Below are 23,959 nucleotides of genomic sequence, written 5' to 3'. Positions count from 1 at the left end.
ATATTTACAATGATTGCATTAGAAGAAGCAGTAATGGAAATTATCGTCAATGCCGGACAGTCCCGCAGTCTGTGCTTCGAGGCGCTTCACGCTGCGCGTGCAGGCAACATTGACGAGGCGAAAAGCCTGCTTCGGGAGGCGGACGGTTACGCCCGTCAGGCCCACCACATGCAAACCAAATTGATCGAACAGGATGCCGGGGAAGCCCGGCAACCCATGACGTTAATTATGGTGCATGCGCAGGATCATTTAATGACATCGCTGCTAGCCCGCGAACTGTCAGAAGAAATTATTCATCTCTACCAACGTTAATTTAAATCTATACCCAATGGATTTCGAGTTGCGTCGAGGCGGCAAGAGAGAATTCCCTGGTGCTTACTCAACTAAGTGACTGGGGTGAACGAACGTAGCCAACAAAGAAACAGCTTGAAAGTCGAAGGGTAATAATAATAAACGGAGACGCTATTACGATTAAATAAACGCATTCTGTACCCGCACCTATAAATAACAGATCAACTTGTTTTGGTGATAGCGAATTACACCAAGGCGGGATGGTTATTATCTTAAAATAAATTAATGCGCACATCTCTTCAGAATGCTCAATGCAAACTGAAGGATAAAACGTAAATGAGATAACCATGAACATGATAAAAAAACTTCCATTAGCCATGGCGGTCGTGGCCGCGCTTTGCCCGATTTCTGTACTCGCACAGGAATTTACGCAGGAACAAATCGACGCCATTGTCGCCAAAGCCGTAGACAAAGCCCTTGCGGAACGTCAGGCGAAAATGGACGCTGCTGTGGCGAAAAAAACCGATGTGATTGTTGAGCCGCAAAGCGCCGCGCAGTCACCCGATATGGCCATCCCGTTCGGTGTGAAATTCAGCGGCTATGCGCGTTACGGCGCGCACTTCCAGAGCGGCGATCAGAAGTACGTCGGCGTGGACGGTTCCTATAACGGCGCGTCCGCCATTGGTCGTCTGGGTAACGAAGGCAACGGCGGCGAATTCCAGCTTTCCAAAGCATTCAAAGGCGACAACGGTGCGATCTGGGATATCAACGTGATGATCGACCACTGGGGCGACGAGGTGAACCTCAAAAAGGCCTACGCAGGGGTGACCAACGTTCTGGAATCCAACCCGAATGCCTATATCTGGGCGGGGCGCGACTTCCACCAGCGTCCGCAACAAGGGATCAACGACTACTTCTGGATGAACCACGACGGCCAGGGTGCCGGGGTGAAGAACTTCGATATTGGCGGCGTGCAGTTTGACGTGGCGACCGTGGCCGCCGTGGAATCGTGCAGCCCGGAAGTGATGGAAGATGAGGCCAACCCGTCACGCATCACCTGTACCGGCGGTTCCGGCACCGGTGACAAAGGCAACTACGCCGTGACCTCAAAAATTCACGGCATGAAACTCGGTCCGTTGGATCTGGAAATCTATGCCAACTATGGTTTTGACTCGAAAGCGGTCGATAGCGACGATCGCCTGAAGGCCTGGCAGGGCGCGTTTGTCGTCAGCCACACCAATGACAGCGGCGTCAACAAAGTGATCGCCCGTTACTCTGATAACTCCGACAACAGCGTCTACAACAAAACCGACGATCTGACCGCGATTTACGCCAGCTTCGAAGGGAGCCACAAGTTTACGCAGCAGGCGCAGGTTGAATACCTGTTGGCATTCCATGACTACGACAACAGCGCCGATCAGAGTGAAAATCGCAAGAACTATGGTGCTATTGTGCGTCCAATGTACTTCTGGAACGACGTGCACTCCACCTGGCTGGAAGCGGGCTATCAGCGTGTCGACTATGATAACGGCGGCGATAACAAAGGCTGGAAGCTGACGCTGTCGCAGAACATGTCGATTGCAATGGGGCCGGAGTTCCGCCCGATGCTGCGCTTCTACGTCACCGGCGGCAAAGTGGATAACGACCGCACCGCTCGCGTGAACGGCACGGATGACGAAACGCTGGACGATTTCAACGTCGGCGCGATGTGGGAAGCGTGGTTCTGATGAGCCATATCGCGTTATGCCGGAAGGCGGCATAAATGCCTTATCCGGCCTACAGGTCTCCGTACCGTAGGTCGGATAAGCGCAGCGCCATTCGACAAACAGAGTGTGAGATCATTGCATACCCTTTATGCGAACTTTCGCTGCCACCAGAAGCGCCGTCAGCAGCATCAGGCTGCCGGAAAGCATCAGGGGCGACAGCAGGCCAAGGTTATCGAGTGCATAGCCTCCCACCGCGGCCCCACAGGTATTGGCAAGCTGGATCACGGCGACCTGGACGGATCCAGCCTTTTCTGCCTGATCGGCAAGCGATCGGGTAATCCATGTCGACCACCCCACCGGCACCAGTGCAAACGCCAGTCCCCAGATAATCGCAATGCCCGCCGCCACAATCTTGTCGCTGCCCCACAGCGTAAGCACCAACGCACTCAGCGCCAGTACCAGCGGCGCACCGGCTAATGCCAGCTTGACCGAGCGTTTAAGAATCACAGACGACAGCGAGGTGCCAACAAAACTGGCGATGCCAAAGCTCAGCAGCACCAGCGTCAGGCCATCGACATCAAAGCCCGCCAGATTCATATACACCGGGCGGATATAAGTGAAGAACGCAAACTGGCCGGCAAAGGACATAAAGATGGCGATCATCCCTGCCGCAACACCGGGACGATTCAACAAGCTGAACATGTTTTGCTTCTGATGAGAAGGCTCACCGGGCAGCGACGGCAGTGATTTCACCACCCAGACCATACACAGCACGCCCATCACCGCTGCGGCGTTAAAGACGTGACGCCAGCCAATAATGCCGCCTAAAAAACTGCCCAACGGCGCAGCAATCACCAGCGCGATAGAAACCGCGCCGAAAATCACTGACAGCGCTTTTGGCACGGTACGCGGCGGAACCAGGCGCATGGTCAGCGACGCCGACATCGCCCAGAATCCACCCAGCGCCAGTCCCAGACAGGCGCGTCCCACCAGCAATAACGCAAAGGAGTTGGCAAAAGAGACCAGCAGGCAGGAGAGGGTCAGTAACACGGAGAACAGAATCACCACATAACGACGATCCGTTGCCTGAATGATCTGCGTGATAAACAGGCTGGCAAACATGGCGACAAACGCGGTGACAGTCACCGACTGTCCGGCAACGCCTTCAGAAATCCCCAGGTCCTGCGCCATTGGCGTCAACAGACTGACAGGTAAAAACTCGACGGTAATCAGGCAAGCGACACAGAACGCCACGGCAAATACCGCCGACCAGTTCGGGCGGGCGACAACGTCAGCGCGGGTTTTTTCTTCGATACATTCACTCATTTATGCGACCTGCGTGGTGTTCTGGTGGAAAAGTCACGCAGTGTAACATTTTAATTGTGACGCATTTAACGTTTTGGCAACTATTTGTCCGATGGCTACCCCTGCCTTACGCTTCACTTGCGTAACAACATTCGTATCCATATTGCTCTTAATGCAGCCAGTGCACGCCGTCTTCAGGCTGAAAAAAGGCGTTGTAGCGCATCTGGAAGGCGTTGATGTCCTGCATATCCGGATCAACCTCGCGTAAGAAACCGAGCGCCAGACGTACCTGCGCATCGGTGACTGGCGCAGCCAGCCTGGCCTTTTGCAGCAGGCGATGCCACTGCAACAGGTTCTGCTCGCTGCCGTCCACAATGACGCTCTGCCAGATCAACAAAACCTGAGCGGCATTTTGCAGATGTGACTCGTCGGGGCGATGGAGATACTGCATAAATGCCTCACCCTGCGCTTTTCCCATCTGATCGATCATCGATTCTACCGCCACCACATCAATATTCAGGCGCTCGCTCAAGCGGCGAATCGCCCGCCGGGATCCGGAAGTGAGTACCCGAAACCCGATAACAAACACCACCGCCAGTGTGGCCAGCATTATCCAGATCATGCGTTCTCCTGCTTTATCAGCGCTCATGATATCTGGAAACGGTCCGTGAATACTAATCCACCAGAATGATTTTCAGCGCAAAAAGCACCGCGACCACAACGACGCACAGGTTCAGTTCCCGCCAGCGTCCGGTAAACACTTTCATGATGCAGTACGACATAAAGCCAAGCGCGATCCCCTCAGTAATGGAAAAACTAAAAGGCATCATCACCGTGGTGATAAACGCAGGAACCGATTCGGTTAAATCATCCCAGTTAACGCGGGAAAGGCTGGAGGTCATCAGCACACCGACAAAGATCAGCGCGCCTGCCGTTGCATAAGCGGGAACCATACTCACCAGCGGAGAAAAGAACATCACCAGCAGGAAGAGCACACCAACCACCACCGCCGTCAGGCCGGTACGCCCGCCAACCGCCACGCCCGAGGTGCTCTCAATATAGGCTGTCACAGACGAGGTGCCGATAAACGCCCCGGCAACCGAGCTCACACTGTCGACATACAGTGCCCGCCTCATACCAGGAAACTTACCGTCGCTACCGATTAACCCGGCTTTATCCGTCACACCAATTAATGTTCCTGATGAATCAAACAAATTGATGAGCATGAACGAAAAGATAATCCCGGCCAGATTAAGCGATAAAGAACCACTTAAATCGACCTCACCCATCACTCCGCTAATACTGGGAGGCACAGAATAAATGCCGCTAAAATGGACATCACCGAAAAATAACCCACAGCAGGAGGTGACGACAATAGAGATCAGCACCGCAGCATGAAAATGACGTGATGACAGCACGGTAATAATAAAGAAACCTAAAATCCCCAGTAATACGCTGTGAGAGCTTAAGTTACCAATGGTCACCAGGGTGTCTTTATTTGCAATAATGACGCCCGAATTTTTTAATCCCATCAACGCAATAAATAAACCAATACCACTGGTGATGCCGATACGTAAATTAATCGGGATATTGGAAATCATCCAGTAACGGATGCGAAAAAGGGTGAGTAAAAATAGTCCGACCGCCCCCCAGAAGATAGCCCCCATTCCCGTTTGCCAGCTTACCCCCATTGCTCCCACCACCACAAAGGCAAAAAACGCGTTCAATCCCATCGCCGGCGCTAATGCAACGGGAAGGTTAGCGACGAGGCCCATCGCGATGCTGCCAATACCGGCGATGAGACACGTGGTGACAAACACCACTTTGGGGTCCATCTGCGCGGCCCCAAGTATTTGCGGGTTAACAAAAACAATGTACACCATGGTTAAAAACGTCGTCATCCCGGCAATCGTTTCGGTCCGCACGTCGGTGCCATGCTGGCGGAGTTTAAATAATCGCGAAAGGTGATTTGAATCATGCTGCACGTCATCACTGATATCATTATTCATTTTTCTCATCCATTTATGAAGATATAAGCAGGCCTCATTTAAAACATCTCCTGTCTTTAATTCAGTGATTGTAATCACAATGCAAATGCCCGTTAATCGATAAACTTAAAATAATTACCCGGTATTTCTTAATGATAAATAATAATCAAATTGATAAAATCAAAATGAGAAAAATATGAATAACAGCATAAGTCATAAATTTCATTATATTAGCCGTCAGGAACAGCAAGAATTGTTAGCCGTTGCACGCGGCGAAGCGGTTGCTGATTATATTATTGATAATGTCATCCTTCTCGATATTATCAATGGCGGAGAAATGACTGGTCCTATTGTGATCAAAGGGCGGCATATCGCGGGCATCGGGGCGGAGTATCGTGACGCTCCGGCATTACGGCGCATCGACGCCCACGGCGCAACAGCGGTACCCGGCTTTATCGACGCTCACCTGCACATTGAATCCAGCATGATGACGCCAGTGACCTTTGAAACCGCGACGCTGCCGCGCGGGCTCACCACCGTCGTGTGCGATCCTCATGAAATCGTCAATGTGATGGGCGAAAAAGGATTCTCCTGGTTTATCCGCTGCGCCGAACAGGCGAAGCAGAATCAGTATCTGCAGGTGAGTTCCTGCGTTCCCGCTCTGGAGGGATGTGATGTGAATGGCGCACATTTCTCCCTCGACCAGATGCTGGCCTGGCGCGATCACCCGCTGGTCGCCGGACTGGCCGAAGTGATGGATTACCCAGGCGTCATTGCCGGACAGGATGCGCTGCTCGATAAAATGGACGCCTTTCGCCATCTGACGCTGGACGGCCACTGCCCAGGAATGAGCGGTAAGGCGCTCAACGCCTACATCGCCGCCGGGATCGAGAATTGTCACGAGAGCTACACACTGGAGGAGGGGCATCGCAAGTTGCAACGCGGAATGGCGCTGATGATCCGCGAAGGTTCCGCCGCCCGCAACCTCGACGCGCTGGCACCGCTGATCAACGCTTTTAACAGCCCACAGTGCCTGCTCTGTACCGACGATCGCAATCCCTGGGAAATTGCGCATGAAGGGCATATCGACGCCCTGATTCGCCGACTGATTTTACAGCATAACGTCCCGCTACACGTCGCTTATCGCGTCGCCAGTTGGTCTGCCGCTCATCATTTTGGCCTGCGCCATCTTGGCTTGCTGGCCCCCGGAAAACAGGCGGATATTGTCCTGCTCAGCGATGCCCGCAACGTGACGGTACAGCAGGTGTTTGTCAAAGGAGAACCCGTTGACACTGAACGTCTGAAAGCCGATGAACCGGCAAGGCTGGCGCAAACCGTTCCGCCGTATGGCAATACCATTGCGCGCCACCCCGTTTGCGCCAATGACTTCCCGCTGCATTTCACCCCCGGCAAACGCTATCGGGTGATCGATGTTATCCCTAACGAACTGGTGACAGGCGCCAGTGACTGCGAGTGCACCGCGGAGGGCTTCGATCGTCATGATATTTGCTATATCGCCGTGCTTGAACGCTACGGTCGCCAGTCGCCCCCGGCCTGTAGCTTATTAGGTGGATTCGGACTGCGTGAAGGCGCGCTGGCGGCCACGGTCAGCCATGACAGTCATAATATTGTGGTGATCGGTCGCAGCGCTGAAGAGATGGTTCTGGCTGTTAATCAGGTGATTGACGATGGCGGCGGGCTTTGCGTCGTTCGTAACGGCCAGGTACAATGCCACTTGCCGCTGCCGATTGCCGGGTTAATGAGCACCGACACCGCCGATTCGCTGGCGGAGCAGATCGATGCGCTAAAAGCAGCAGGTCGCGAATGTGGCTCTCTGCCCGACGAGCCGTTTATCCAGATGGCGTTTCTCTCCCTGCCGGTGATCCCCGCGCTAAAACTCACCAGCCAGGGGCTGTTTGACGGTGAAACGTTTACCTTCACTTCCCATGAGATCGCTGACTGATACCAGCCAACCATCGCCAAACACATGCATAAAAAAGCCCAGCGCGCAGGCTGGGCAAAATGTTACCAATTACACACTTAAGCGGTTCTTAACTGCTGAATTTTTCTTTCCCGGCGAATTTTGCGCTCTTCCATAACCGCAACCATCGCCATCAGGCAGATGCAGCCAATCGCGGCGGCGTCCAGCGCAGCGAAGGTACCCGCCCAGCCGGTCAAACCAAACACTGGCGTACCGTCGGCAATCATCCCCAGACCTAACTTGGCAAAGCTATCGCCGATCAAGTACGCAAAGGTACCCTTGATACCGTCCGCCGCGCCAATGGCTTTTTTCGGAACAAAACCCACCGCCGCCACGCCAATCAACAGTTGCGGGCCAAACACCAGGAAGCCGAGCGCAAACAGTGACGCGAGATAGACATACTGGTTGCTGGCATGTTGGTACACGCCAAGCGTCGCGATGATCAGCGCCAGCGCCACGCAGGCCACCAGCGCACGGCGACCGTTCGCCAGATCCGAGAGCCAACCCCACAGCAGCGTACCGACCAGCGCCCCCACCTCAAACAAGGTAAAGCCCTGAATTGCCACCTCTTTGGACAGTTTCAGCTCCTGGAAAGCGTACACGGTAGACCACTGATCGATGCCGATACGCACCACGTACAGGAAGATGTTCGAGAAACAGAGCAGCCAGATCACTTTGTTTTTCAGCACGTATTCAACGAAGATCTGCCATTTGGTCATGTCATTTTCTTCGGTCTCTTTATCCTCTTCGCTGATCTCTTCGCCGAACAGTTCTTCAGCTTTACCGAGACCATACGATTCCGGCGAGTCGCTACCAAAGCGCAGACCGATAAAGCCAACAATCAGAGCGATAATAGACGGGAAGATAAACATCCCAATCACGTGTCCGTCGAACAGCACGTTCGCACCGAACAGCGCCACGCCTGCCGCACCTGCGCCGCCAAGGTTATGAGAGATATTCCAGAAGCCGAGGAAAGTGCCGCGCTTACGGCGAGGCGTCCATTTGGTGATAGTGGAATAGCTGCACGAGCCGCCGGTGCTCTGGAAGAAACCACTCAGGGCATAGAAGGCGATCATCAGGAACAGGCTTACGGAACCCGTTCCCATGCTGGCGCTGAAGCCGAGCATACAAATTGCAGAGAGGATCAGCATAAACGGCAGGAACTGCTTGGTGTTTTTGCCGTCCGCATAATAGGAAACCAGCGTTTTACCCACGCCGTAGGTGATGGAGAACCCCAGACCAATCATCCCCAGTTGCGTCATGCTCAACCCGTAGGTGGAAATCATATCGTTCTGGGCGATGTTAAAGTTCTTGCGGATCAAATACATAGTCAGGTAGCCGATGAAGACCACCAGATAAGACTGCATGAACGGTTTGAACCACATCTTGCGCCGCACATCGAGCGGCAGATCCAGGGTCGGTTTACGCACCTGGTTTAGAAAAGCCAGCATAGGACACTCCCGGGCTAATTTTTATACCTGCGAATGGCAGGCATTGTAAAAATCAGTCGGGAGACATGCCTGAGACAGCGTCCAGGCGAAACCGGGAAAATTTCTTAGTTTTGCCCCACTCGCGGTAAAAAAGTGAACTGCATCACGCTTCGCTGGCCTCACGTGGAGCCTGGGCGTTGAGGAATGGCAGTAACAGCAGGGCGGAGATCCCGGCAGCGATAGCGATGACCACGAAGAAACCGGTCCAGTGCCAGGTTTCCAGTACCTGCGCCAGCGGCCAGCCGGAAAGCGATGCACCGAGATAAGCAAACAGCCCAACAAATCCGGTTGCCGCCCCTGCCGCCTCTTTGTGCGAACACTCCGCCGCCGCCATACCGATCAGCATCTGCGGGCCAAAGACAAAGAATCCGGTGGTGAAGAAGCAGGCCGCCTGCATTACATAACTGGCAAACGGCATCAGCCACAGTGAACCCACCGAAAGCAAAATTCCGGCGGCAAAAATCAGGTTCATCGGCCCGCGATTGCCGTTGAACAGTTTGTCTGACCCCCAGCCCGCCACCAGCGCGCCGATAAATCCGCCCAACTCGAACATCGTCACCGCCATGTTGGCGGACACCAGATCGACGCCCAGCGTCTCGGACATATACAGATTGCCCCAGTCGTTGATGGCGGCGCGCACCACGTACACCAGCACATAACAGAGTGATAGCAACCAGATATAAGGGTTGAGCAGCACGTATTTCGTGAGGATCTCTTTACGGGTCAGTCCCGCGCCCTCCTGTTGCTGAGCAATTTCCAGGGCATCGTGCTGCCAGTCGCCTACCGGTGGCAGCCCCACGGCCTGCGGACGGTCGCGCAGTCGCCAGCAAAGAAAAATCCCGACGACGATCGCCAGCATTCCGGCCATCATCATCCCGGCACGCCAGCCATAATGCAGTGCCGCAGCAGCCATGACGATCGGAATCAACGCACCGCCAACGTTGTGCGCGGTATTCCAGATAGCCCACCAGCCGCCGCGCTCGTTGCGCGAATACCATGCTGTCAGCAGACGTGCGCACACCGGCGCGCCCCATCCCTGGAAGAAAGCGTTCAGCGCCCACAGCAGGGCAAACGCCCAGAGCGAAGTGGAAAAACCAAACAGAATATTGACGATGCCGGTGGCAATCAGCCCTATCCCCATAAAATAGCGGGCGTTAGAACGATCGCTGACGATGCCGGAAACGAATTTCGACACGCCATAGGTGATGTAAAACAGCGTCGCCAGCAGGCCGATATCGCTGCGGGTTAACACGCCGTTGGCGAGAATGTCCGGGACGGCGGCGTTAAAACTTTTCCGCGTGAAATAGAACAGGGCGTAGCCCAGCCAGATGGTCAGCAGAATATGGCGACGCCAGTAGCGATAAAGATCGTCGATCTCGCGCTTGTCCGTTAACTGCGGCGCATTCGCCGGGGCGTTAAAAAAGGTTAGCATTGCCGCTCCTCAAACGTAACGCAGGGGTAGCGAGACGCTGACTCGCGTACCGTGCGTGCAGGAAATCGTCAGCGAACCGCCGAGCGCCGTAACGCGCTCGCGCATCCCGGTCAGGCCAAAACCCTGCTGACCGGAGCCCGGCGGCAGACCGCTGCCGTCATCCTCAATCACCAGCATCAGCCGCTCGTCCTGCTGCCAGCCCTGCAGCGTCACCGCGCTGGCGTTGGCATGTTTCACTATATTGTTCAGCCCTTCCTGACAGACGCGAAACAGCGTCACCCGCAAACCCTCGCTGAGCGCCGTCTCGTCGATCCGCCAGTCGAGATGGCTGACGATACCGCGACTTTCCAGCTCCATTTCCCGCATCAACGAGCGGATCGCCTGTTCCAGCGTTAAATCATCCAACTGGCGCGGACGCAGGCGTCCCAGCAGGCGGCGCACGGAATCATAGACGCCCAGCGAAAGCTGTTCGATAAGCTGTCCGCTCTGCTTCACGCCGCCGTTTTCAACCGCCAGCCGCTGCACGATTCCGGCCTGAGTACGGATCGCGGTGATGGTCTGGCCGATATCATCGTGCAACTCACGCGCCACGTCGCGGCGTACGCTCTCTTCCGTTTCCAGCAGGCGCTCCGCCAGCCGGTGATTGCGCGCCAGTTCGTTTTGCAGCGACTGGTTCAGCTCGCGCAGACGCTGAATACCCGCGCCAAGCAGCAGTCCGGTCAGGCTTTGCGCCAACAGGGAGAGCAATAAATCTACGGGGTGATCGTGCCAGGTCTGGCTGGCAATCAGCGCGATAGCGTTCATCAGGGTTGCGATCAGTGCCCCCTGCCAGCCGTAATGCCAGGCCAGCGCAATAATCGGCAGCGCCAGACAGAAGGGGGTAAATCGCGAAAGCTCTGCGGGTAATCCCAACTGGAGCCACAGACTGACGCTAAACAGCAGCAGATACCAGATCAGGTGCCGACCGCGCCAGTTCACCGGTTGCGACACCAGCGCCGGACCCAACGGCAGCCAGGTCGTACTGGTCAGATAGTGCCAGAACACCAGGCAGATCGGTGCCAGCGTCAATCCGCCGGTCAGGGTCAGCAGCAGCGCATTCCAGGCTTCTTCCCCCTGTCCCAGCCAGGGTAGCGACTGCAACAGCGCTGCCGCCGTCAACGCCGCGCCCTGAAGCAGCAGCGTTCGCCAGTCACGCTGATGGCGATAACGGGAGATCAGCGCCACGGGCAGCAGCGTCAGCAGGCCGCCAATCAGCAAAAGGGGAAGATGCTCCAGCGCCACTTCCTGCGCCAGCCAGAAGGTCAGCAGCCATTCCGCGCCCAGCAATACCGGCCAATAGCCGCGTGGACATTGCAGCATCAGCCCCAGGCGCAAACCAAACGGGAACAGCAGTACCGCCAGTTCCGGACGCTCAACCAGATGCAGGCTGATGCTCCACAGACAAAACCAGGCGGCAGAGAAAATAAAAAAACAGGCGAGAACGGTGATAAACCGTGACAACAGGGTTTTCATTGCCAGCCGTCAAACATGCGCCGCGCCAGCTCAACGTCATTGCTGACGCCCAGTTTTTCCATCAGGTTTGCGCGATGGACGTGCACCGTTTTCGGCGATAGCCCCAGCTCGACAGCAATCTCTTTTACCGCCATCCCCTGCGCCAGTTTTTCCGCCACCTGGCGCTCGCGCCGGGTCAGCGGATCCTGGCGGCCAGCCGCCAGTTTGACGGCGATTTCTGGCGTCAAATAACAGCCGCCGGTAGCCACGGTATGTACTGCGGCAATCAGTTCATCCGGGCTGCAGCGTTTGGAGAGAAAGCCGCGCGCCCCGGCGTTCAGCGCCTGTTCCACCAGCGCCGGGCTGTCGTGTACCGAGAGCATGATGGTCGCCATCCCTTTTGGCAACTGGCTCAACAGCTCCAGACCGGAGATATCCGGCATCGAGATGTCGCAAATACACACCTGAACACCGCGTCCCGGCAATCCCGCCAGCGCCTCACGCCCCGAGCCAAACTCGGCGACCACCTGTAAATCGGCCTCCAGCCCAAGCAATTGGGCAAAGCCGGAGCGAACGATAAGGTGGTCGTCTATAAGGGCAACGGTAATCATGGCTCTGTCCTGGCGGGTAAAAAAAACGCGCTTACCTTAACGATAAGCGCGTTGCTGTTCAAGCCTTGAGCGATCAGGCGATACCCGTGGTGACCGTAAAACTCCGCGTTTGCTGCGGCGGCACGTCAAGTAATGAGCCATTTCGCTGGGCGGCGAGAAAGCCTTCCGGACGGCAGGTGGCGGGCAGGGCGAATGCTGCGACCTGCTGATCGCCGTTATACAGGATCCAGCGGGTGACATAGTTGAGTTCCGAACTGGCGAAACGGGTGACAAACGTGGTGCCATCCGGGGCGATCATGCGGAATTCGGGTTTATCCGTATACCTGTCCAGTTTGTCGGCAAAGAAGACGATTTCCGGATCGTAAAAGTCAGGTTCATTGAGCGCGGCCAGCGACGCGTCGCCTTGTAAGATCCGCTGATTAAACGCCAGCCACTGTGCGGTGGGTTTCACATGCGCCGGGACCGATTCGCGAAGCCGCAGCGCCTCATCCGGGATATTCTGGCTGAAAGTGGCTTCCGGTACGTACGCATAGTTCATGTGGCACATGTACTGTAACGGCATCGCGACGGATGCGAGGTTAGTGACGGCCATCTGAATATCAAACAGCGCGCTCGCTTTATGCATCACCACCGCAGGCTGCGCCTGGTAATGATGACCGAATCCCATCACATACTCGTAGCGTCCGGTCACGCGCAGACTGTCGCCGTCCAGTTCCAGCCAGGCCTCGTCCATCGCGGCGCAGGCCATTTCACCGTGCAACGGGTGCGTATCTTCCGGCGACGGGCAGCCATTGGCCAGCAGGCCGGAATGGAAGGCAAAACAGCCATAGGTCGCCACGACTTCCGTTGCGGGTTTCGGCTGGCGGAACATGTTGCGCATGGTCAGATCGTGACCATCAAACCGGGCATCCCAGATCATCTGCCCCATCCAGGGCAGAATCACCAGATGACCACGACTGTTCTGCACCTTCAGCCCTTCCACACCGCTGGCATAACGAAAGGCAGTGACCGTGAAATCACAGTTCTCCAGCAGGACTTGAGGATGTTCACCAAAGAGCGTCCGCCACAGCGTAATACGTGTTGTCATCATCGTTCTCCTCAGGATGCAGTCGCTTCAGCCAGGCTGCGCACTTTGCTTTCACGCCAGAAGTAAACCCCTACGTAAACGAAGCACAGCATGGAGACGAGGAACGAGAGTTGTAGCGAGTGGAACATATCCGCCACATAACCCTGAATCGCCGGAACCACGGCGGCGCCAACGATGGCCATCACAATCACCGCACCCGCCATTTCAGTATGTTCGTTATCGACCGTATCCAGCGTACCGGCATAGATGGTCGCCCAGCAAGGTCCAAACAGAATGCTCACCAGTACCGCGACGTATACCGCGCTAAAGCTCGGAGCCAGCGAAACATAGGCAAGGAACAGCGCGCCGATAATGGAGTAAAGGATCAGCACCTTTTCCGGATTAAAACGGGTCATCAGGATGTTGGCGATAAACTTACCGATAAAGAAGCAGGCAAAGCTATAGACCATGAAGTTAGAAGCATCACGCTCGTTGATATCGCCCAACTCCAGCGCCAGACGGATGGTGAATGACCACACGGCAACCTGCATTCCCACGTACAGAAACTGCGCCACAATACCGTGGCGGAAACGGGCATTGCTCGCCAGATAGCGCAATGTGTCCATCGCTGACGGGCGTTTATGGTTGGCGGTTTGCGCTACTTTGCAGGTCGGGAAGCGGGTCAGCAGGAACAGTACCATCACCACCACCAGAACCATAATCATGTACTTATACGGCTCAAGGGTGTTTTCCAGCATCAACACTTTAAAGTTATGGATCTGCTCGGCATTCATCCCCGCCATCTGTTTTTCCAGACTATCGCCTTCGGAAAAGACCAGATATTTACCCAGCAAAATGCCGGACGCCGCGCCAATCGGATAGAAAGTCTGACTGATATTCAACCGTAAGGTGGCGTAGGCTTTTGGACCGATCATCGAACTGTAGGTGTTCGCCGCGGTTTCCAGGAAGCTCAGACCAATGGCAATCGCGAAGATCGCCGCAAGGAACATGGTGTAAGTGGCCATGTGTGAGGCCGGGAAAAAGAGCGTACAGCCGACGATATACAGCGTCAGGCCGATTAATATCGCTACTTTATAACTGGTCTTTTTAATCACCAGGGATGCCGGAATCGCAATTAAAAAATAACCGCCATAAAAGGCGCTCTGAACTAATGCTGAGGCAAAGTTGCTGAGTGAAAATACGCTTTTGAATTGCGTAATCAAAATATCATTTAATGCGGCTGCGCATCCCCATAACGGGAATAAACAGGATAACAAAATAAACTGGAACAGAGGGGTCTTATTCAGATATCCATCGGGCATCTGAATGATGTTTTTATCGTTCATAGTGCTACCTTTTACAGTGCAGGAGTATTATTCGTTTAGGGTAAGAAATTCATTAAATTGTTCGATACTCGGATAAGAGGATTGTGTGCCTTTCCCGGTAACGCTAAACGCAGCGAAAAGGACGGCTTTCTTCATCGCGGCTTCGACATCTCCGCTCTGGACATAGTAATGGGCAAAGCAACCGATAAAAGCATCGCCTGCGCCGCTGGTATCAACAGCATTAACGCGAAACGCCGGAACATGAACTTCCTGGTCACGCGTCATCCATAACGCACCTTTTTCGCCCATGGTGACAATAATATTGTTTAACCCTTTATCCACCAGGGATCGGGCGGCGGTACGAATATGATCATACGAGTCCACCGACATGCCGGTTAATATTTCCAGCTCGGTTTCATTCGGTACAAAGAAATCACATTTACAGGCGTACGACATATCTAATTCCCGCAATGCCGGAGCGGGATTTAATAACACTTCAATGCCATGCTTTTTGCCAAATTCAATGGCGTGATAAACCGTCTCCAGCTGAACTTCCAGTTGCAAGACAATAAGCTGACATTTTTTTAAATCTTCCGCAGCGCGATCGATATCTTCCGGAGAGAGGAATTTGTTCGCCCCTTTAATAATAAGAATGCTGTTACTGGAGTTCGCATTCACAAAAATCGGCGCCACGCCGCTACTGGTACACGGGACTTTTTCGACATAGGTGGTGTTGATGCCCCAGGATTCGAGATTGCGAATCGTGTTATCCGCAAAGATATCGTCACCGACTTTGGTCAGCATCAGCACTTTCGAATTGAGTTTCGCCGCAGCAACAGCTTGATTCGCACCTTTACCACCGCAGCCGATTTTAAACGCTGGCGCTTCCAGGGTTTCCCCTTCTTTGGGCATCTGATTGGTGTAGGTGATGAGATCCACCATGTTAGAGCCAATAACCGCGATATCCATTTTACTACCTCTCAGAAACAATCACACAACAATGATATTAAAATAACATTATCATGTTACTTCCGTATCATTTGTGACTACGATCGCGATTGGAAGATCATTTCACTGTTTATTTATTAGGCGCATTATGCACATGCAATCACCCTTCCCCATCCATCAATAGTTACAATTAACTGAAATTAAACTAGTTATAATCAAAGAAACGCGAACGAACGCGCTTTTAATTCCTGCCTGCCGGACGTATAGTAATGCAGCAACATAATGTTCCAGTGGACACAAAAATGTTACTAATGGAACATACGCAACATGAATCGCGGAGAAGGTGAATGGAAACCAAGCAAAAAGAACGTATTCGACGTCTGATGGAACTGTTGAAGAAGACCGACCGCATCCATCTGAAAGACGCCGCGCGGATGCTGGAGGTTTCCGTGATGACCATCCGCCGCGACCTTAGTCAGGATGACGAACCGTTACCCCTGACGCTGCTCGGCGGCTATATCGTCATGGTGAATAAACCTGCCGCGTCCTCTCACGCCCCGCTGCCTGCGGTTAAAACCCATCATCGCGACGATTTGCCTGTCGCGATCCTGGCGGCCGGTCTGGTGAGCGAAAACGATCTGATCTTTTTTGATAATGGTCCGGAGATGCCGTTGGTGATCAGCATGATCCCGGACGAGATCACCTTTACCGGGATCTGCTACTCGCACCAGGTTTTTATCGCGCTCAATGAAAAACCCAACGCCACAGCGATCCTCTGCGGGGGAACCTATCGGGCGAAGAGCGATGCGTTCTACGATGCCAATAACCCGTCACCACTGGATTCACTGAATCCGCGGAAAGTCTTTATCTCCGCCAGCGGCGTACACGAGCACTTCGGCGTCAGTTGGTTTAACCCGGACGACCTTGCCACTAAGCGTAAAGCGATGGAGCGCGGACTACGTAAAATTTTACTGACGCGTTACGCCCTGTTCGATGAGGTCGCTCCCGCCAGCATCGGCCCGCTTTCCACCTTTGATGTCCTGATATGCGATCGTCCGTTACCGGCAGATTACGCCACCCACTGCCGGAACGGTTCTGTCAACGTGATTACCCCTGATTCAGACGGCGATTAATTTACTCAAAGAACACGGCAATTTTGTTGAACATCGTCGGGTCTGACTGATTACGTACCACTTTCACCACATCTTCCAGCTTATCGATTTGGCTAATCATCTGCTCCAGACGCTGATCGTCGTTGACCAGAAGCCAGATGCGGCTCTGGTCGCTACTCTGAATCGGCAGACAGAGGATGCCCTCGACGTTAAATGCACGGCGGGCAAAGAGTCCGCAAACGTGGGTCATAACGCCTGGGTGGTTGCGGACGGTGAGTTCCAGAATGACGTTCTCATGTGATTGTTTCTGCATGGCTTATTCCCCCACCATCTCTGTATTTGCCGCGCCTGGCGGTACCATTGGATACACTTTTTCTTCCGCATCAATGCGGACATGGATCAGCGCCGGTCCCGGCCGACTGATGATCTCCTGCAATGCCGCCTGCGGGTCCGCTTCGTTATTCAGATCGCAGGTATGCAAACCAAATCCGGCAGCAATCTGCATGAAGTTGATGGTTCCCGGATAGGTCGCCGCAAAAACGCCCTGCTTGTAAAACAGACTCTGCTGTTGATGCACCAGCCCCAGCGCTTCGTTATTCATCAGGATGATTTTCACATCCAGTTGGTTTTCGCTGGCGGTCGCCATCTCCTGAATGTTCATCATCAGACTGCCGTCGCCGGAGAAGCACAGTACTTTCTTATCCGGGTTCGCCAGCGCCGCGCCAATTGCCGCCGGCAGACCAAATCCCATGGTGCCCAGCCCGCCAGAGGTCAGCCACTGGCGTGGACGGTTCAGCGGATAGGCCTGCGCCGCCCACATCTGATGCTGGCCCACGTCGGTAGTGATAATCGCGTTGTCGTCCACACAGGCCGCCACAGCGTTGATCAGACCATAATGACTGAGTGGGTCGCTTTCCTGTGGAATGGTACACGGAAATTCACGTTGCAAATCGCTGACCAACTGGTGCCACTCTGCGCGCGGTTTCGCCTCAATTTGTGGAATCAGTTGCGCCAGCACGTCATCCACATCCGCCTGAATCGCGATGTGCGGCTGCTTGATTTTACCCAGCTCCGCGCGGTCGATATCGACGTGGATAATTTTGGCGTTCGGGCAGAACTGCTCGGTTTTGCCTATCGCCCGGTCATCAAAACGCGCGCCCAGCACGATCAGCAGATCCGCCTCTTGCAGGATGAAGTTGGTGCTGCGTGCGCCGTGCATCCCTAACATGCCTAACGACAACGGATGCGCTTTCGGCAGCATTCCCAGCGCCATCAACGTCATGGTGGTCGGCAACTGCGCCTTTTCCGCCAGTTCACGCACCCGCTGTGGCGCATTAATCACCCCACCACCGAGGTACAACACCGGGCGCTGTGCAGCGTTAATCATTGCGGCTGCGTCACGAATGCTGTCTGCACTGAAGTCCGGCGTCGCCATTTTCTGTGCCGGTTCTGGCATCTCGTCAATCTCGAGGACCGCCATCTGGATATCCTTAGGTATGTCTATCCACACCGGGCCAGGACGTCCGGACTGAGCAAGACGAAATGCGTCGCTCATCACCTGCGGGAGTTCATCGATATGTCTGACCAGATAGTTATGTTTTGTGATGGGGATAGAGATGCCGTAGGTGTCCACTTCCTGGAAGGCGTCGGTGCCGATCATGGAGGCCGGAACCTGCCCGGTGATACACACCATAGGGATAGAATCCAGGCGCGCATCGGCGATAGCGGTCACCAGATTGGTCGCGCCCGGCCCGCTACAGGCCATGCACACCGCCGGTTTGCCGTCGGTGCGCGCCATGCCCTGCGCAATGAACCCCGCTCCCTGCTCGTGGCGCGCCAGAATATGGCGGATTTGCGTGCTCTGACTTAAGGCATCATAGACGGGGAGAATCGATCCACCGGGAATCCCAGTGACAATCTTAATGCCCTGACGTTCCAGAAAATGAACGATGAATTCAGCGCCCGTAAAATGCGTACGCTGGGATGTTGATGTTGTGCCCGAACTTGCCATGCTCCAGTCCTTTTGTTCTGGGCCGACGCTCCGGACAGGTCTCTTAAACGAAAAACCCCGCCCGGTTTGCGCCGGCGGGGTTTTGGAATCGTGTGTTGTTCCGGACCCTACGGCGCATTGCCGACGACCACCACCACACGCACGACGACCGCTGCGCGAGATGGCGCAGTGTTTAGTAGGGTCGCAGTCAGCATGGAAGGGTTCATTAGGGACCTTGTCTGTTTAATGATTAACAGGATTTATACAAGCACAGCTTTCATAACCTGACAACGGAAAAATTTTCATCTGCGTAAAAATGCGTCGACGATCACGTTTCGCTAATAAAAACCCCTGAAAACAAAAAACCCCGCCGGAGCGAGGTTTTTTCAGCGGGATGCGGTTGGTTGCCGCAAAGCACACTGTGTTATGTCAACAGCAAAAGTATACGCGTTCTGCGAAGAACACGCAATTTCGGCACGGATTTTGACGCTTTTGAGTATGGATCAGAAGTTCAGTACTGTCCACAAATACCTGTTCATTCATACAGTATTTATCTATAATATCTCCGTACGCAGTGTGTCAGGTGGGGCCGCATCGTAAACCGGCGCAACAAAGTCCTGGCTGAAACGGGTGGTGCCGTCAGCGCCTTAACCCCCCCGGTGAGCACACTGTGTTATGTCAACAAAGGTGCTGATAACAGGCGGCGGAAAGGCACGTCAGCACCGTGCTCCTTTGCTAAAGGAGACGCGTATGAGCCTCGTGGATATCGCTATTCTTATCCTGAAACTCATTGTTGCAGCCATGCAACTGCTTGATGCTGTTCTGAAATACCTGAAGTAATTCAGATTCAAGTCGCACTAAAGGGGAGCGGGCAACCGCTCCCCTTTTACATCGCAGATGCTTATGCGGTGATGATATGTTACGTTTTTATGACATTCCCTGATGACGTCTGCGCTATGACCCTTACCGTTTTCTGCATTTTGCTGTTCGCCGCACTGCTGCACGCCAGCTGGAACGCCATTGTGAAAGCCGGGAACGACAAACTCTACGCCGCCATCAGCGTCAGCGGTTCCGCCGCCATTATGGCGCTCCTGTGCCTGCCCTTTGCGCCACCACCCTCAACCGCCAGCATCCCGTTTTTAGCGGCCTCGACCGCATTACAGGTGGTCTACACCGTACTGGTCGCCAGAACGTATACCGTTTCGGATATGAGTCAGACCTATCCGCTGATGCGCGGGACGGCGCCGCTACTGGTGGCCATCATCAGCGTACTTTTTCTTGGCGACAGCCTGTCCGCCCTGGCCTGGACGGGTATCGCGGTGATCTGCGCCGCCATCCTCGGCATGGCCTTTAACGGTCGGACTCGTTCGCAGCAAGGTATTGTGCTCGCCCTGATTAACGCCTGTTTCATCGCCGGATATACGCTGGTCGACGGCACCGGCGTCAGGCTCTCGGAAACCGCGCTGGGATACACGCTCTGGACCTTCTTTTTGAACGGTTCCTGCCTGCTGGGATGGGCGATGATGGCCCGTCGTCGTGAGGCATTGCGCTATCTGACGCAGCACTGGAAGAAGGGGATTTTTGGCGGCATTGCCACCATGGGCTCTTACGGACTGGCGCTCTGGGCGATGACGCTTGCACCGCTGGCGGTGGTCGCTGCACTGCGTGAAACCTCAATCCTGTTTGGCGCGCTGATCGCCTGGCTACTGCTGAAAGAGCGGGTGGTGGGGTTGCGCCTGGTGGCTGCTGGCGGGATTGCCGCTGGCGCCATTCTGTTACGCCTGTCCTAGAACTCAAATTCGGCAACATTTGTTGCCGCTTTTTGTTTACATATCCTGCCGTTCACTCCCTTTCCATTCCCGCTCACCATCTGGCCTTCTTTTTTTAGTGTGGTAGATTTCACTCGCATTTATGGGAATGCGTAGCACCTTATTCTTATTTTTTCTCTTTTTGAATAGTATTCAGCGAAATGAAAAGGCAAAGAAACGTCAATTTGTTGTTGATGTTGGTATTACTTGTGGCTGTGGGTCAGATGGCACAAACCATTTATATCCCTGCCATTGCCGATATGGCACGCGAGCTAAACGTTCGCGAAGGGGCCGTGCAAAGCGTGATGGCAGCGTATCTGCTGACCTATGGCGTATCGCAACTGTTTTATGGCCCGCTGTCCGACCGCGTCGGACGCCGACCGGTGATCCTCGTCGGGATGTCGATTTTTATGCTTGCCACGCTGGTCGCGATTACGACTCACAGCCTGACGGTGCTGATCGCCGCCAGTGCGTTGCAGGGAATGGGGACCGGCGTCGGCGGGGTAATGGCTCGAACCTTACCGCGCGATCTGTACGAAGGCACACAGCTGCGCCACGTCAACAGCATGTTGAATATGGGCATCCTGGTCAGTCCGCTGCTGGCCCCGCTGATTGGCGGGCTGCTGGATACAATGTGGAACTGGCGCGCCTGTTACGTTTTCCTGCTCGTGCTCTGTGCGGGCGTCACTTTCAGCATGGCGCGCTGGATGCCGGAAACGCGTCCTACTGGCGCGCCGCGCACGCGGCTGATTGCCAGCTATAAAACCTTGTTTGGTCACAGCGCGTTTAACTGCTATCTGCTGATGCTGATTGGCGGACTGGCAGGGATCGCAGTGTTCGAAGCGTGCTCCGGCGTGCTGATGGGCGCAGTGTTAGGGCTGAGCAGTATGGTGGTGAGCATCCTGTTTATCCTGCCGATTCCGGCGGCGTTTTTCGGCGCATGGTTTGCCGGTCGCCCGAATAAGCGCTTCTCCACGCTAATGTGGCAGTCGGTGGTGAGTTGTCTGCTGGCCGGGCTGATGATGTGGATCCCCGGTTGGTTTGGCGTGATGAATGTCTGGACGCTGCTGATCCCCGCCGCGCTGTTCTTCTTCGGTGCCGGGATGCTGTTCCCGCTGGCAACCAGCGGCGCAATGGAGCCGTTCCCGTTCCTCGCCGGTACAGCAGGCGCGCTGGTAGGCGGCCTGCAAAACATTGGCTCCGGCGTACTGGCGTGGCTTTCCGCGATGCTGCCACAAACCGGGCAGGGCAGCCTCGGTCTGCTGATGACGCTTATGGGGCTGCTGATTTTACTGTGCTGGCTGCCGTTGGCGGCGCGTTTTTCACACCAGGGGCAGGCGATTTAATGACCGTGTGGCCGGGCGTTTCGCAGTCCGGCGCAATCATCGCCAGTAACAGCGGTTCGAGCGCGGGCCGCCATGCCCCCTCTTCCCCGTCGTAAAATTGCGTATCGGCGTTGATCGCATAGGGAATTTTCGCTTTCTTCAACTCGCAGGCCATAAACGTGGCAAAGGCCAGCTGTGAAGAGGACGGGGGATTCTTACTGGTTTCTCCCGTGGCCCAACCGCCAACCCAGCTGACATGCCCGCTTTTTTGTTGCCAGTGCACCGCGCTAGCGATGCGCGCGCGAATCGCCGCTTTCTCTGTCGCCGTCCCCGACGTCCAGGGGTATTTACCGTTATTTTTCACCGCTCCCCACGGGAAGATATGCCATTCCGCCAGGACATAGTTCTGGCTTTGCGGCGGCAAGCGCAGATTCGTCAGATCTTCCGGCGCGGCACGCAGACGCGGCGCGACAAAAATCATCCGTTGCGGATCAATAGCATGGATAGTGCGAATGGTCTTTTCGTACACCCGGTTCAGGGAGGCCAGATTATGATTCAGCTTACCGGCCGGTTCGTAAATCAGATCAAACCCCAGCAGCGGCGCGCGGTGAGCGAAATAGTGCGCTACTGCGACCCACCAGTTGGTCACCTCTTTTTCGTTGCTCGCACTGGGATCATTTTTATACTCGTCGGCCTGGTAGGCGATAACCGGAATGACGCCATACTGCTCGCAAGCTTCCACCAGCTTGCGCAGATGAATAAGCCGCGCCTCGGTGGGTTCTCCCGCCACCCGAATGCGTACATGGGTAATCCCTTTCGCGTGGAAGTCCCGCACCACCAGCGGGTCAAACTCCCGGATACCCTGTTCCGTGCGTGCCCAGTCGACGTCCATCCCCACACCGAGCTGCTGCGCATAATGTGTTGCCGTCAGCGGCGGTTGCGCTGCCCCCAGGGCGAAACTGACCAACACGAAGAGCGAGACGAGCGGTTTAATCACGATGACCCTCAGTAATGTTGCAAGCGCTATCACGTATTTAGCACGCTTTTTTAGTTATCGCGTAGCAGTTTCGCTTTGGGAAAACGGCTTCGCCTGCTCACGTAGCCAGGTGATAAAGGCATCAATTTTCGGCCATTGTCTGCCGGGTAACGTCGTCATGTAGTAATGCTGATGACAGGTCAACGCCATCTCACCAAACGGGGCGACCAGCTCACCGCTTTCGAGCCGCTTCTGTACCAGCCGTTTACGCCCCATCGCCACGCCGATATGGTTCATGGCGGCAATCACCGCTAAATTAGAACGATCGAAGCCAATTCCTGACGATGTCGGCAAATTCACTGAAAAATGTTGTGCCCAACTATGCCATTCATCGGTTCCTGAATCATTGCTCCAGGCCTGACGGTCATGCAGCAGCGTGCAGTGCGGCAAATTCACCAGCGAGCCCATTAAATCAAAACGCCGGGCATAATCCGGGCTACAAACGGGGAGAATCGCTTCATCCATTAAAAAGTGATGTTCCAGTTGGGCAGATGGCGCATCGTCAAAATAGAGTGCCAGATCGACCCCGGCGCGCTGCAGGTTTACGTTGTCGTTGCCGGTTAAGATCGTGAGCGAGATTGATGGATAGCGGCGGGTAAAGTCACCCAGCGCAGGCACCAGCCAGCACTGCGCGATAGACGGGCGAGAATAGACGGTCAACGTCCCGGAGAGTTCCTGATTTTTGATATCGAGGATCTCCTGGTTCAGCGTATCCAGCGACGATTTCAGCGCCCAGAACACCCGCTTACCTTCATGGGTAAGTTCCACTTTGCGGTGCGAACGGACGAAAAGCTGGATCCCCAACTCCTCTTCCAGTTGGTTAATGCGGTGGCTGATAGCGCTGGGACTCAGCGACAGTTCGTCTGCGGCCATCGCAAACGACTGATGTCGCGCGGCCACTTCAAACGTGTACAGTTTCGATAATTGCCAGCCATTGAGGAGATGGTTTCTGACTTCGCGAAGGGGTTCCATTTATACCTCGGTGACTTCAGCTTCAGTCCGGCGAAGTGTAAAAAAAATCGCAGAAAAAATCAGCATAAAGATGAATGAGGGT

At 54.7% G+C, this 23,959-nt stretch carries 22 protein-coding genes; 7 read left to right on the top strand and 15 right to left on the bottom strand.

The window, feature by feature from the left end:
* The first annotated feature begins 9 nt into the window (after nt 1–9).
* Nucleotides 10–312: a PTS lactose/cellobiose transporter subunit IIA gene (locus tag ACQ0PY_RS00215; RefSeq protein ID WP_008786514.1), complete on the top strand. Its 303-nt coding sequence runs from the start codon at nt 10–12 to the stop codon at nt 310–312.
* 326 nt (nt 313–638) lie between these two features.
* A complete protein-coding gene (locus ACQ0PY_RS00210) occupies nt 639–2,018 on the top strand; it encodes a carbohydrate porin (protein WP_042998694.1) in 1,380 nt (459 codons plus the stop codon).
* A gap of 111 nt (nt 2,019–2,129) precedes the next feature.
* On the opposite strand, the gene nepI is transcribed toward ACQ0PY_RS00210, so the two are convergent.
* The 3 genes from nepI to ACQ0PY_RS00195 form a co-directional block, all read right to left on the bottom strand.
* Nucleotides 2,130–3,323: a purine ribonucleoside efflux pump NepI gene (gene nepI / locus ACQ0PY_RS00205; protein ID WP_044254545.1), complete on the bottom strand. Its 1,194-nt coding sequence runs from the start codon at nt 3,321–3,323 to the stop codon at nt 2,130–2,132.
* A 148-nt stretch (nt 3,324–3,471) separates the two neighbouring features.
* Entirely contained in the window at nt 3,472–3,924 is a 453-nt protein-coding gene (locus ACQ0PY_RS00200; protein WP_044254547.1) for a DUF1198 domain-containing protein, read from the bottom strand.
* A gap of 52 nt (nt 3,925–3,976) precedes the next feature.
* The gene (locus ACQ0PY_RS00195) at nt 3,977–5,311 is read right to left on the bottom strand and encodes an NCS2 family permease (RefSeq protein ID WP_044328002.1); all 1,335 of its coding nucleotides are present in this window, start codon (nt 5,309–5,311) and stop codon (nt 3,977–3,979) included.
* 175 nt (nt 5,312–5,486) lie between these two features.
* On the opposite strand from ACQ0PY_RS00195, the gene adeD reads away from it, so the two are divergent.
* Nucleotides 5,487–7,253: an adenine deaminase gene (gene adeD / locus ACQ0PY_RS00190; RefSeq protein ID WP_109739717.1), complete on the top strand. Its 1,767-nt coding sequence runs from the start codon at nt 5,487–5,489 to the stop codon at nt 7,251–7,253.
* Nucleotides 7,254–7,330: 77 nt separating this feature from the next.
* Here adeD and uhpT read toward each other — a convergent pair whose 3' ends face one another.
* The 7 genes from uhpT to rbsK form a co-directional block, all read right to left on the bottom strand.
* Entirely contained in the window at nt 7,331–8,722 is a 1,392-nt protein-coding gene (gene uhpT / locus ACQ0PY_RS00185) for a hexose-6-phosphate:phosphate antiporter UhpT (RefSeq protein WP_042998701.1), read from the bottom strand.
* 142 nt (nt 8,723–8,864) lie between these two features.
* Complete coding sequence (locus tag ACQ0PY_RS00180) at nt 8,865–10,193, bottom strand: MFS transporter (protein ID WP_044326829.1); 1,329 nt, start codon at nt 10,191–10,193, stop codon at nt 8,865–8,867.
* A gap of 9 nt (nt 10,194–10,202) precedes the next feature.
* The gene (gene uhpB / locus ACQ0PY_RS00175) at nt 10,203–11,705 is read right to left on the bottom strand and encodes a signal transduction histidine-protein kinase/phosphatase UhpB (RefSeq protein WP_044256147.1); all 1,503 of its coding nucleotides are present in this window, start codon (nt 11,703–11,705) and stop codon (nt 10,203–10,205) included.
* A complete protein-coding gene (uhpA, locus tag ACQ0PY_RS00170; RefSeq protein ID WP_042998704.1) occupies nt 11,702–12,295 on the bottom strand; it encodes a response regulator transcription factor UhpA in 594 nt (197 codons plus the stop codon). Before uhpA ends, uhpB begins: the two co-directional genes overlap by 4 nt.
* Nucleotides 12,296–12,368: 73 nt before the next feature.
* Nucleotides 12,369–13,382 carry an aldose 1-epimerase family protein gene (locus ACQ0PY_RS00165; protein ID WP_042998705.1) on the bottom strand — a complete coding sequence of 338 codons (1,014 nt, stop codon included), beginning with the start codon at nt 13,380–13,382 and terminating at the stop codon, nt 12,369–12,371.
* Nucleotides 13,383–13,393: 11 nt separating this feature from the next.
* Nucleotides 13,394–14,707 carry an L-fucose:H+ symporter permease gene (fucP, locus tag ACQ0PY_RS00160; protein WP_109739718.1) on the bottom strand — a complete coding sequence of 438 codons (1,314 nt, stop codon included), beginning with the start codon at nt 14,705–14,707 and terminating at the stop codon, nt 13,394–13,396.
* A 27-nt stretch (nt 14,708–14,734) separates the two neighbouring features.
* A complete protein-coding gene (gene rbsK, locus ACQ0PY_RS00155) occupies nt 14,735–15,655 on the bottom strand; it encodes a ribokinase (RefSeq protein WP_054177162.1) in 921 nt (306 codons plus the stop codon).
* 326 nt (nt 15,656–15,981) lie between these two features.
* Between rbsK and ACQ0PY_RS00150 the strand changes: the two genes are divergently transcribed.
* Nucleotides 15,982–16,767: a DeoR family transcriptional regulator gene (locus tag ACQ0PY_RS00150; RefSeq protein WP_042998708.1), complete on the top strand. Its 786-nt coding sequence runs from the start codon at nt 15,982–15,984 to the stop codon at nt 16,765–16,767.
* A 1-nt stretch (nt 16,768) separates the two neighbouring features.
* Here ACQ0PY_RS00150 and ilvN read toward each other — a convergent pair whose 3' ends face one another.
* The 3 genes from ilvN to ivbL form a co-directional block, all read right to left on the bottom strand.
* Complete coding sequence (gene ilvN, locus ACQ0PY_RS00145) at nt 16,769–17,059, bottom strand: acetolactate synthase small subunit (RefSeq protein ID WP_042998709.1); 291 nt, start codon at nt 17,057–17,059, stop codon at nt 16,769–16,771.
* 3 nt (nt 17,060–17,062) lie between these two features.
* Nucleotides 17,063–18,757, bottom strand: a complete 1,695-nt coding sequence (gene ilvB / locus ACQ0PY_RS00140) for an acetolactate synthase large subunit (protein WP_109739719.1) — start codon at nt 18,755–18,757, stop codon at nt 17,063–17,065.
* Between the two features lie 107 nt (nt 18,758–18,864).
* A complete protein-coding gene (gene ivbL, locus ACQ0PY_RS00135; RefSeq protein ID WP_042998711.1) occupies nt 18,865–18,963 on the bottom strand; it encodes an ilvB operon leader peptide IvbL in 99 nt (32 codons plus the stop codon).
* Nucleotides 18,964–19,486: 523 nt separating this feature from the next.
* Here ivbL and tisB point away from each other — a divergent pair.
* From tisB to emrD, 3 genes are all read left to right on the top strand, one after another.
* The gene (gene tisB, locus ACQ0PY_RS00130; protein ID WP_042323479.1) at nt 19,487–19,576 is read left to right on the top strand and encodes a type I toxin-antitoxin system toxin TisB; all 90 of its coding nucleotides are present in this window, start codon (nt 19,487–19,489) and stop codon (nt 19,574–19,576) included.
* A 116-nt stretch (nt 19,577–19,692) separates the two neighbouring features.
* On the top strand, nt 19,693–20,526 hold the full coding sequence (locus tag ACQ0PY_RS00125; protein WP_054177161.1) for a DMT family transporter: 834 nt from the start codon (nt 19,693–19,695) through the stop codon (nt 20,524–20,526).
* Between the two features lie 179 nt (nt 20,527–20,705).
* Nucleotides 20,706–21,890 (top strand): multidrug efflux MFS transporter EmrD, encoded by a 1,185-nt coding sequence (gene emrD / locus ACQ0PY_RS00120; RefSeq protein ID WP_109739720.1) that lies wholly within the window; start codon nt 20,706–20,708, stop codon nt 21,888–21,890.
* Here the strand turns inward: emrD and ACQ0PY_RS00115 are convergent.
* Together ACQ0PY_RS00115 and dsdC are read right to left on the bottom strand one after the other, a co-directional pair.
* Nucleotides 21,817–22,866 (bottom strand): cellulase family glycosylhydrolase, encoded by a 1,050-nt coding sequence (locus ACQ0PY_RS00115; RefSeq protein ID WP_150547156.1) that lies wholly within the window; start codon nt 22,864–22,866, stop codon nt 21,817–21,819. The genes emrD and ACQ0PY_RS00115 overlap by 74 nt on opposite strands.
* Nucleotides 22,867–22,920: 54 nt before the next feature.
* Complete coding sequence (dsdC, locus tag ACQ0PY_RS00110; protein WP_109739722.1) at nt 22,921–23,877, bottom strand: DNA-binding transcriptional regulator DsdC; 957 nt, start codon at nt 23,875–23,877, stop codon at nt 22,921–22,923.
* Between the last annotated feature and the right edge of the window lie 82 nt (nt 23,878–23,959).

The sequence above is a fragment of the Citrobacter sp. LST-B2 genome (assembly GCF_057983045.1).
The sequence above is the reverse complement of the archived record's forward strand: the minus strand, read 5'-3'. Positions and strand labels throughout refer to the sequence as shown.

Coding starts and splice junctions, on each gene's coding strand:
- ACQ0PY_RS00195 (WP_044328002.1), bottom strand. CDS start 5,311: ATGAATAATGATATCAGTGATGACGTGCAGCATGATTCAAATCACCTT.
- tisB (WP_042323479.1), top strand. CDS start 19,487: ATGAGCCTCGTGGATATCGCTATTCTTATCCTGAAACTCATTGTTGCA.
- ilvN (WP_042998709.1), bottom strand. CDS start 17,059: ATGCAGAAACAATCACATGAGAACGTCATTCTGGAACTCACCGTCCGC.
- ACQ0PY_RS00125 (WP_054177161.1), top strand. CDS start 19,693: ATGACCCTTACCGTTTTCTGCATTTTGCTGTTCGCCGCACTGCTGCAC.
- fucP (WP_109739718.1), bottom strand. CDS start 14,707: ATGAACGATAAAAACATCATTCAGATGCCCGATGGATATCTGAATAAG.
- uhpB (WP_044256147.1), bottom strand. CDS start 11,705: ATGAAAACCCTGTTGTCACGGTTTATCACCGTTCTCGCCTGTTTTTTT.
- ACQ0PY_RS00165 (WP_042998705.1), bottom strand. CDS start 13,382: ATGACAACACGTATTACGCTGTGGCGGACGCTCTTTGGTGAACATCCT.
- uhpA (WP_042998704.1), bottom strand. CDS start 12,295: ATGATTACCGTTGCCCTTATAGACGACCACCTTATCGTTCGCTCCGGC.
- nepI (WP_044254545.1), bottom strand. CDS start 3,323: ATGAGTGAATGTATCGAAGAAAAAACCCGCGCTGACGTTGTCGCCCGC.
- ivbL (WP_042998711.1), bottom strand. CDS start 18,963: ATGAACCCTTCCATGCTGACTGCGACCCTACTAAACACTGCGCCATCT.
- adeD (WP_109739717.1), top strand. CDS start 5,487: ATGAATAACAGCATAAGTCATAAATTTCATTATATTAGCCGTCAGGAA.
- ACQ0PY_RS00215 (WP_008786514.1), top strand. CDS start 10: ATGATTGCATTAGAAGAAGCAGTAATGGAAATTATCGTCAATGCCGGA.
- ACQ0PY_RS00180 (WP_044326829.1), bottom strand. CDS start 10,193: ATGCTAACCTTTTTTAACGCCCCGGCGAATGCGCCGCAGTTAACGGAC.
- rbsK (WP_054177162.1), bottom strand. CDS start 15,655: ATGGATATCGCGGTTATTGGCTCTAACATGGTGGATCTCATCACCTAC.
- uhpT (WP_042998701.1), bottom strand. CDS start 8,722: ATGCTGGCTTTTCTAAACCAGGTGCGTAAACCGACCCTGGATCTGCCG.
- dsdC (WP_109739722.1), bottom strand. CDS start 23,877: ATGGAACCCCTTCGCGAAGTCAGAAACCATCTCCTCAATGGCTGGCAA.
- emrD (WP_109739720.1), top strand. CDS start 20,706: ATGAAAAGGCAAAGAAACGTCAATTTGTTGTTGATGTTGGTATTACTT.
- ACQ0PY_RS00200 (WP_044254547.1), bottom strand. CDS start 3,924: ATGATCTGGATAATGCTGGCCACACTGGCGGTGGTGTTTGTTATCGGG.
- ilvB (WP_109739719.1), bottom strand. CDS start 18,757: ATGGCAAGTTCGGGCACAACATCAACATCCCAGCGTACGCATTTTACG.
- ACQ0PY_RS00210 (WP_042998694.1), top strand. CDS start 639: ATGAACATGATAAAAAAACTTCCATTAGCCATGGCGGTCGTGGCCGCG.
- ACQ0PY_RS00150 (WP_042998708.1), top strand. CDS start 15,982: ATGGAAACCAAGCAAAAAGAACGTATTCGACGTCTGATGGAACTGTTG.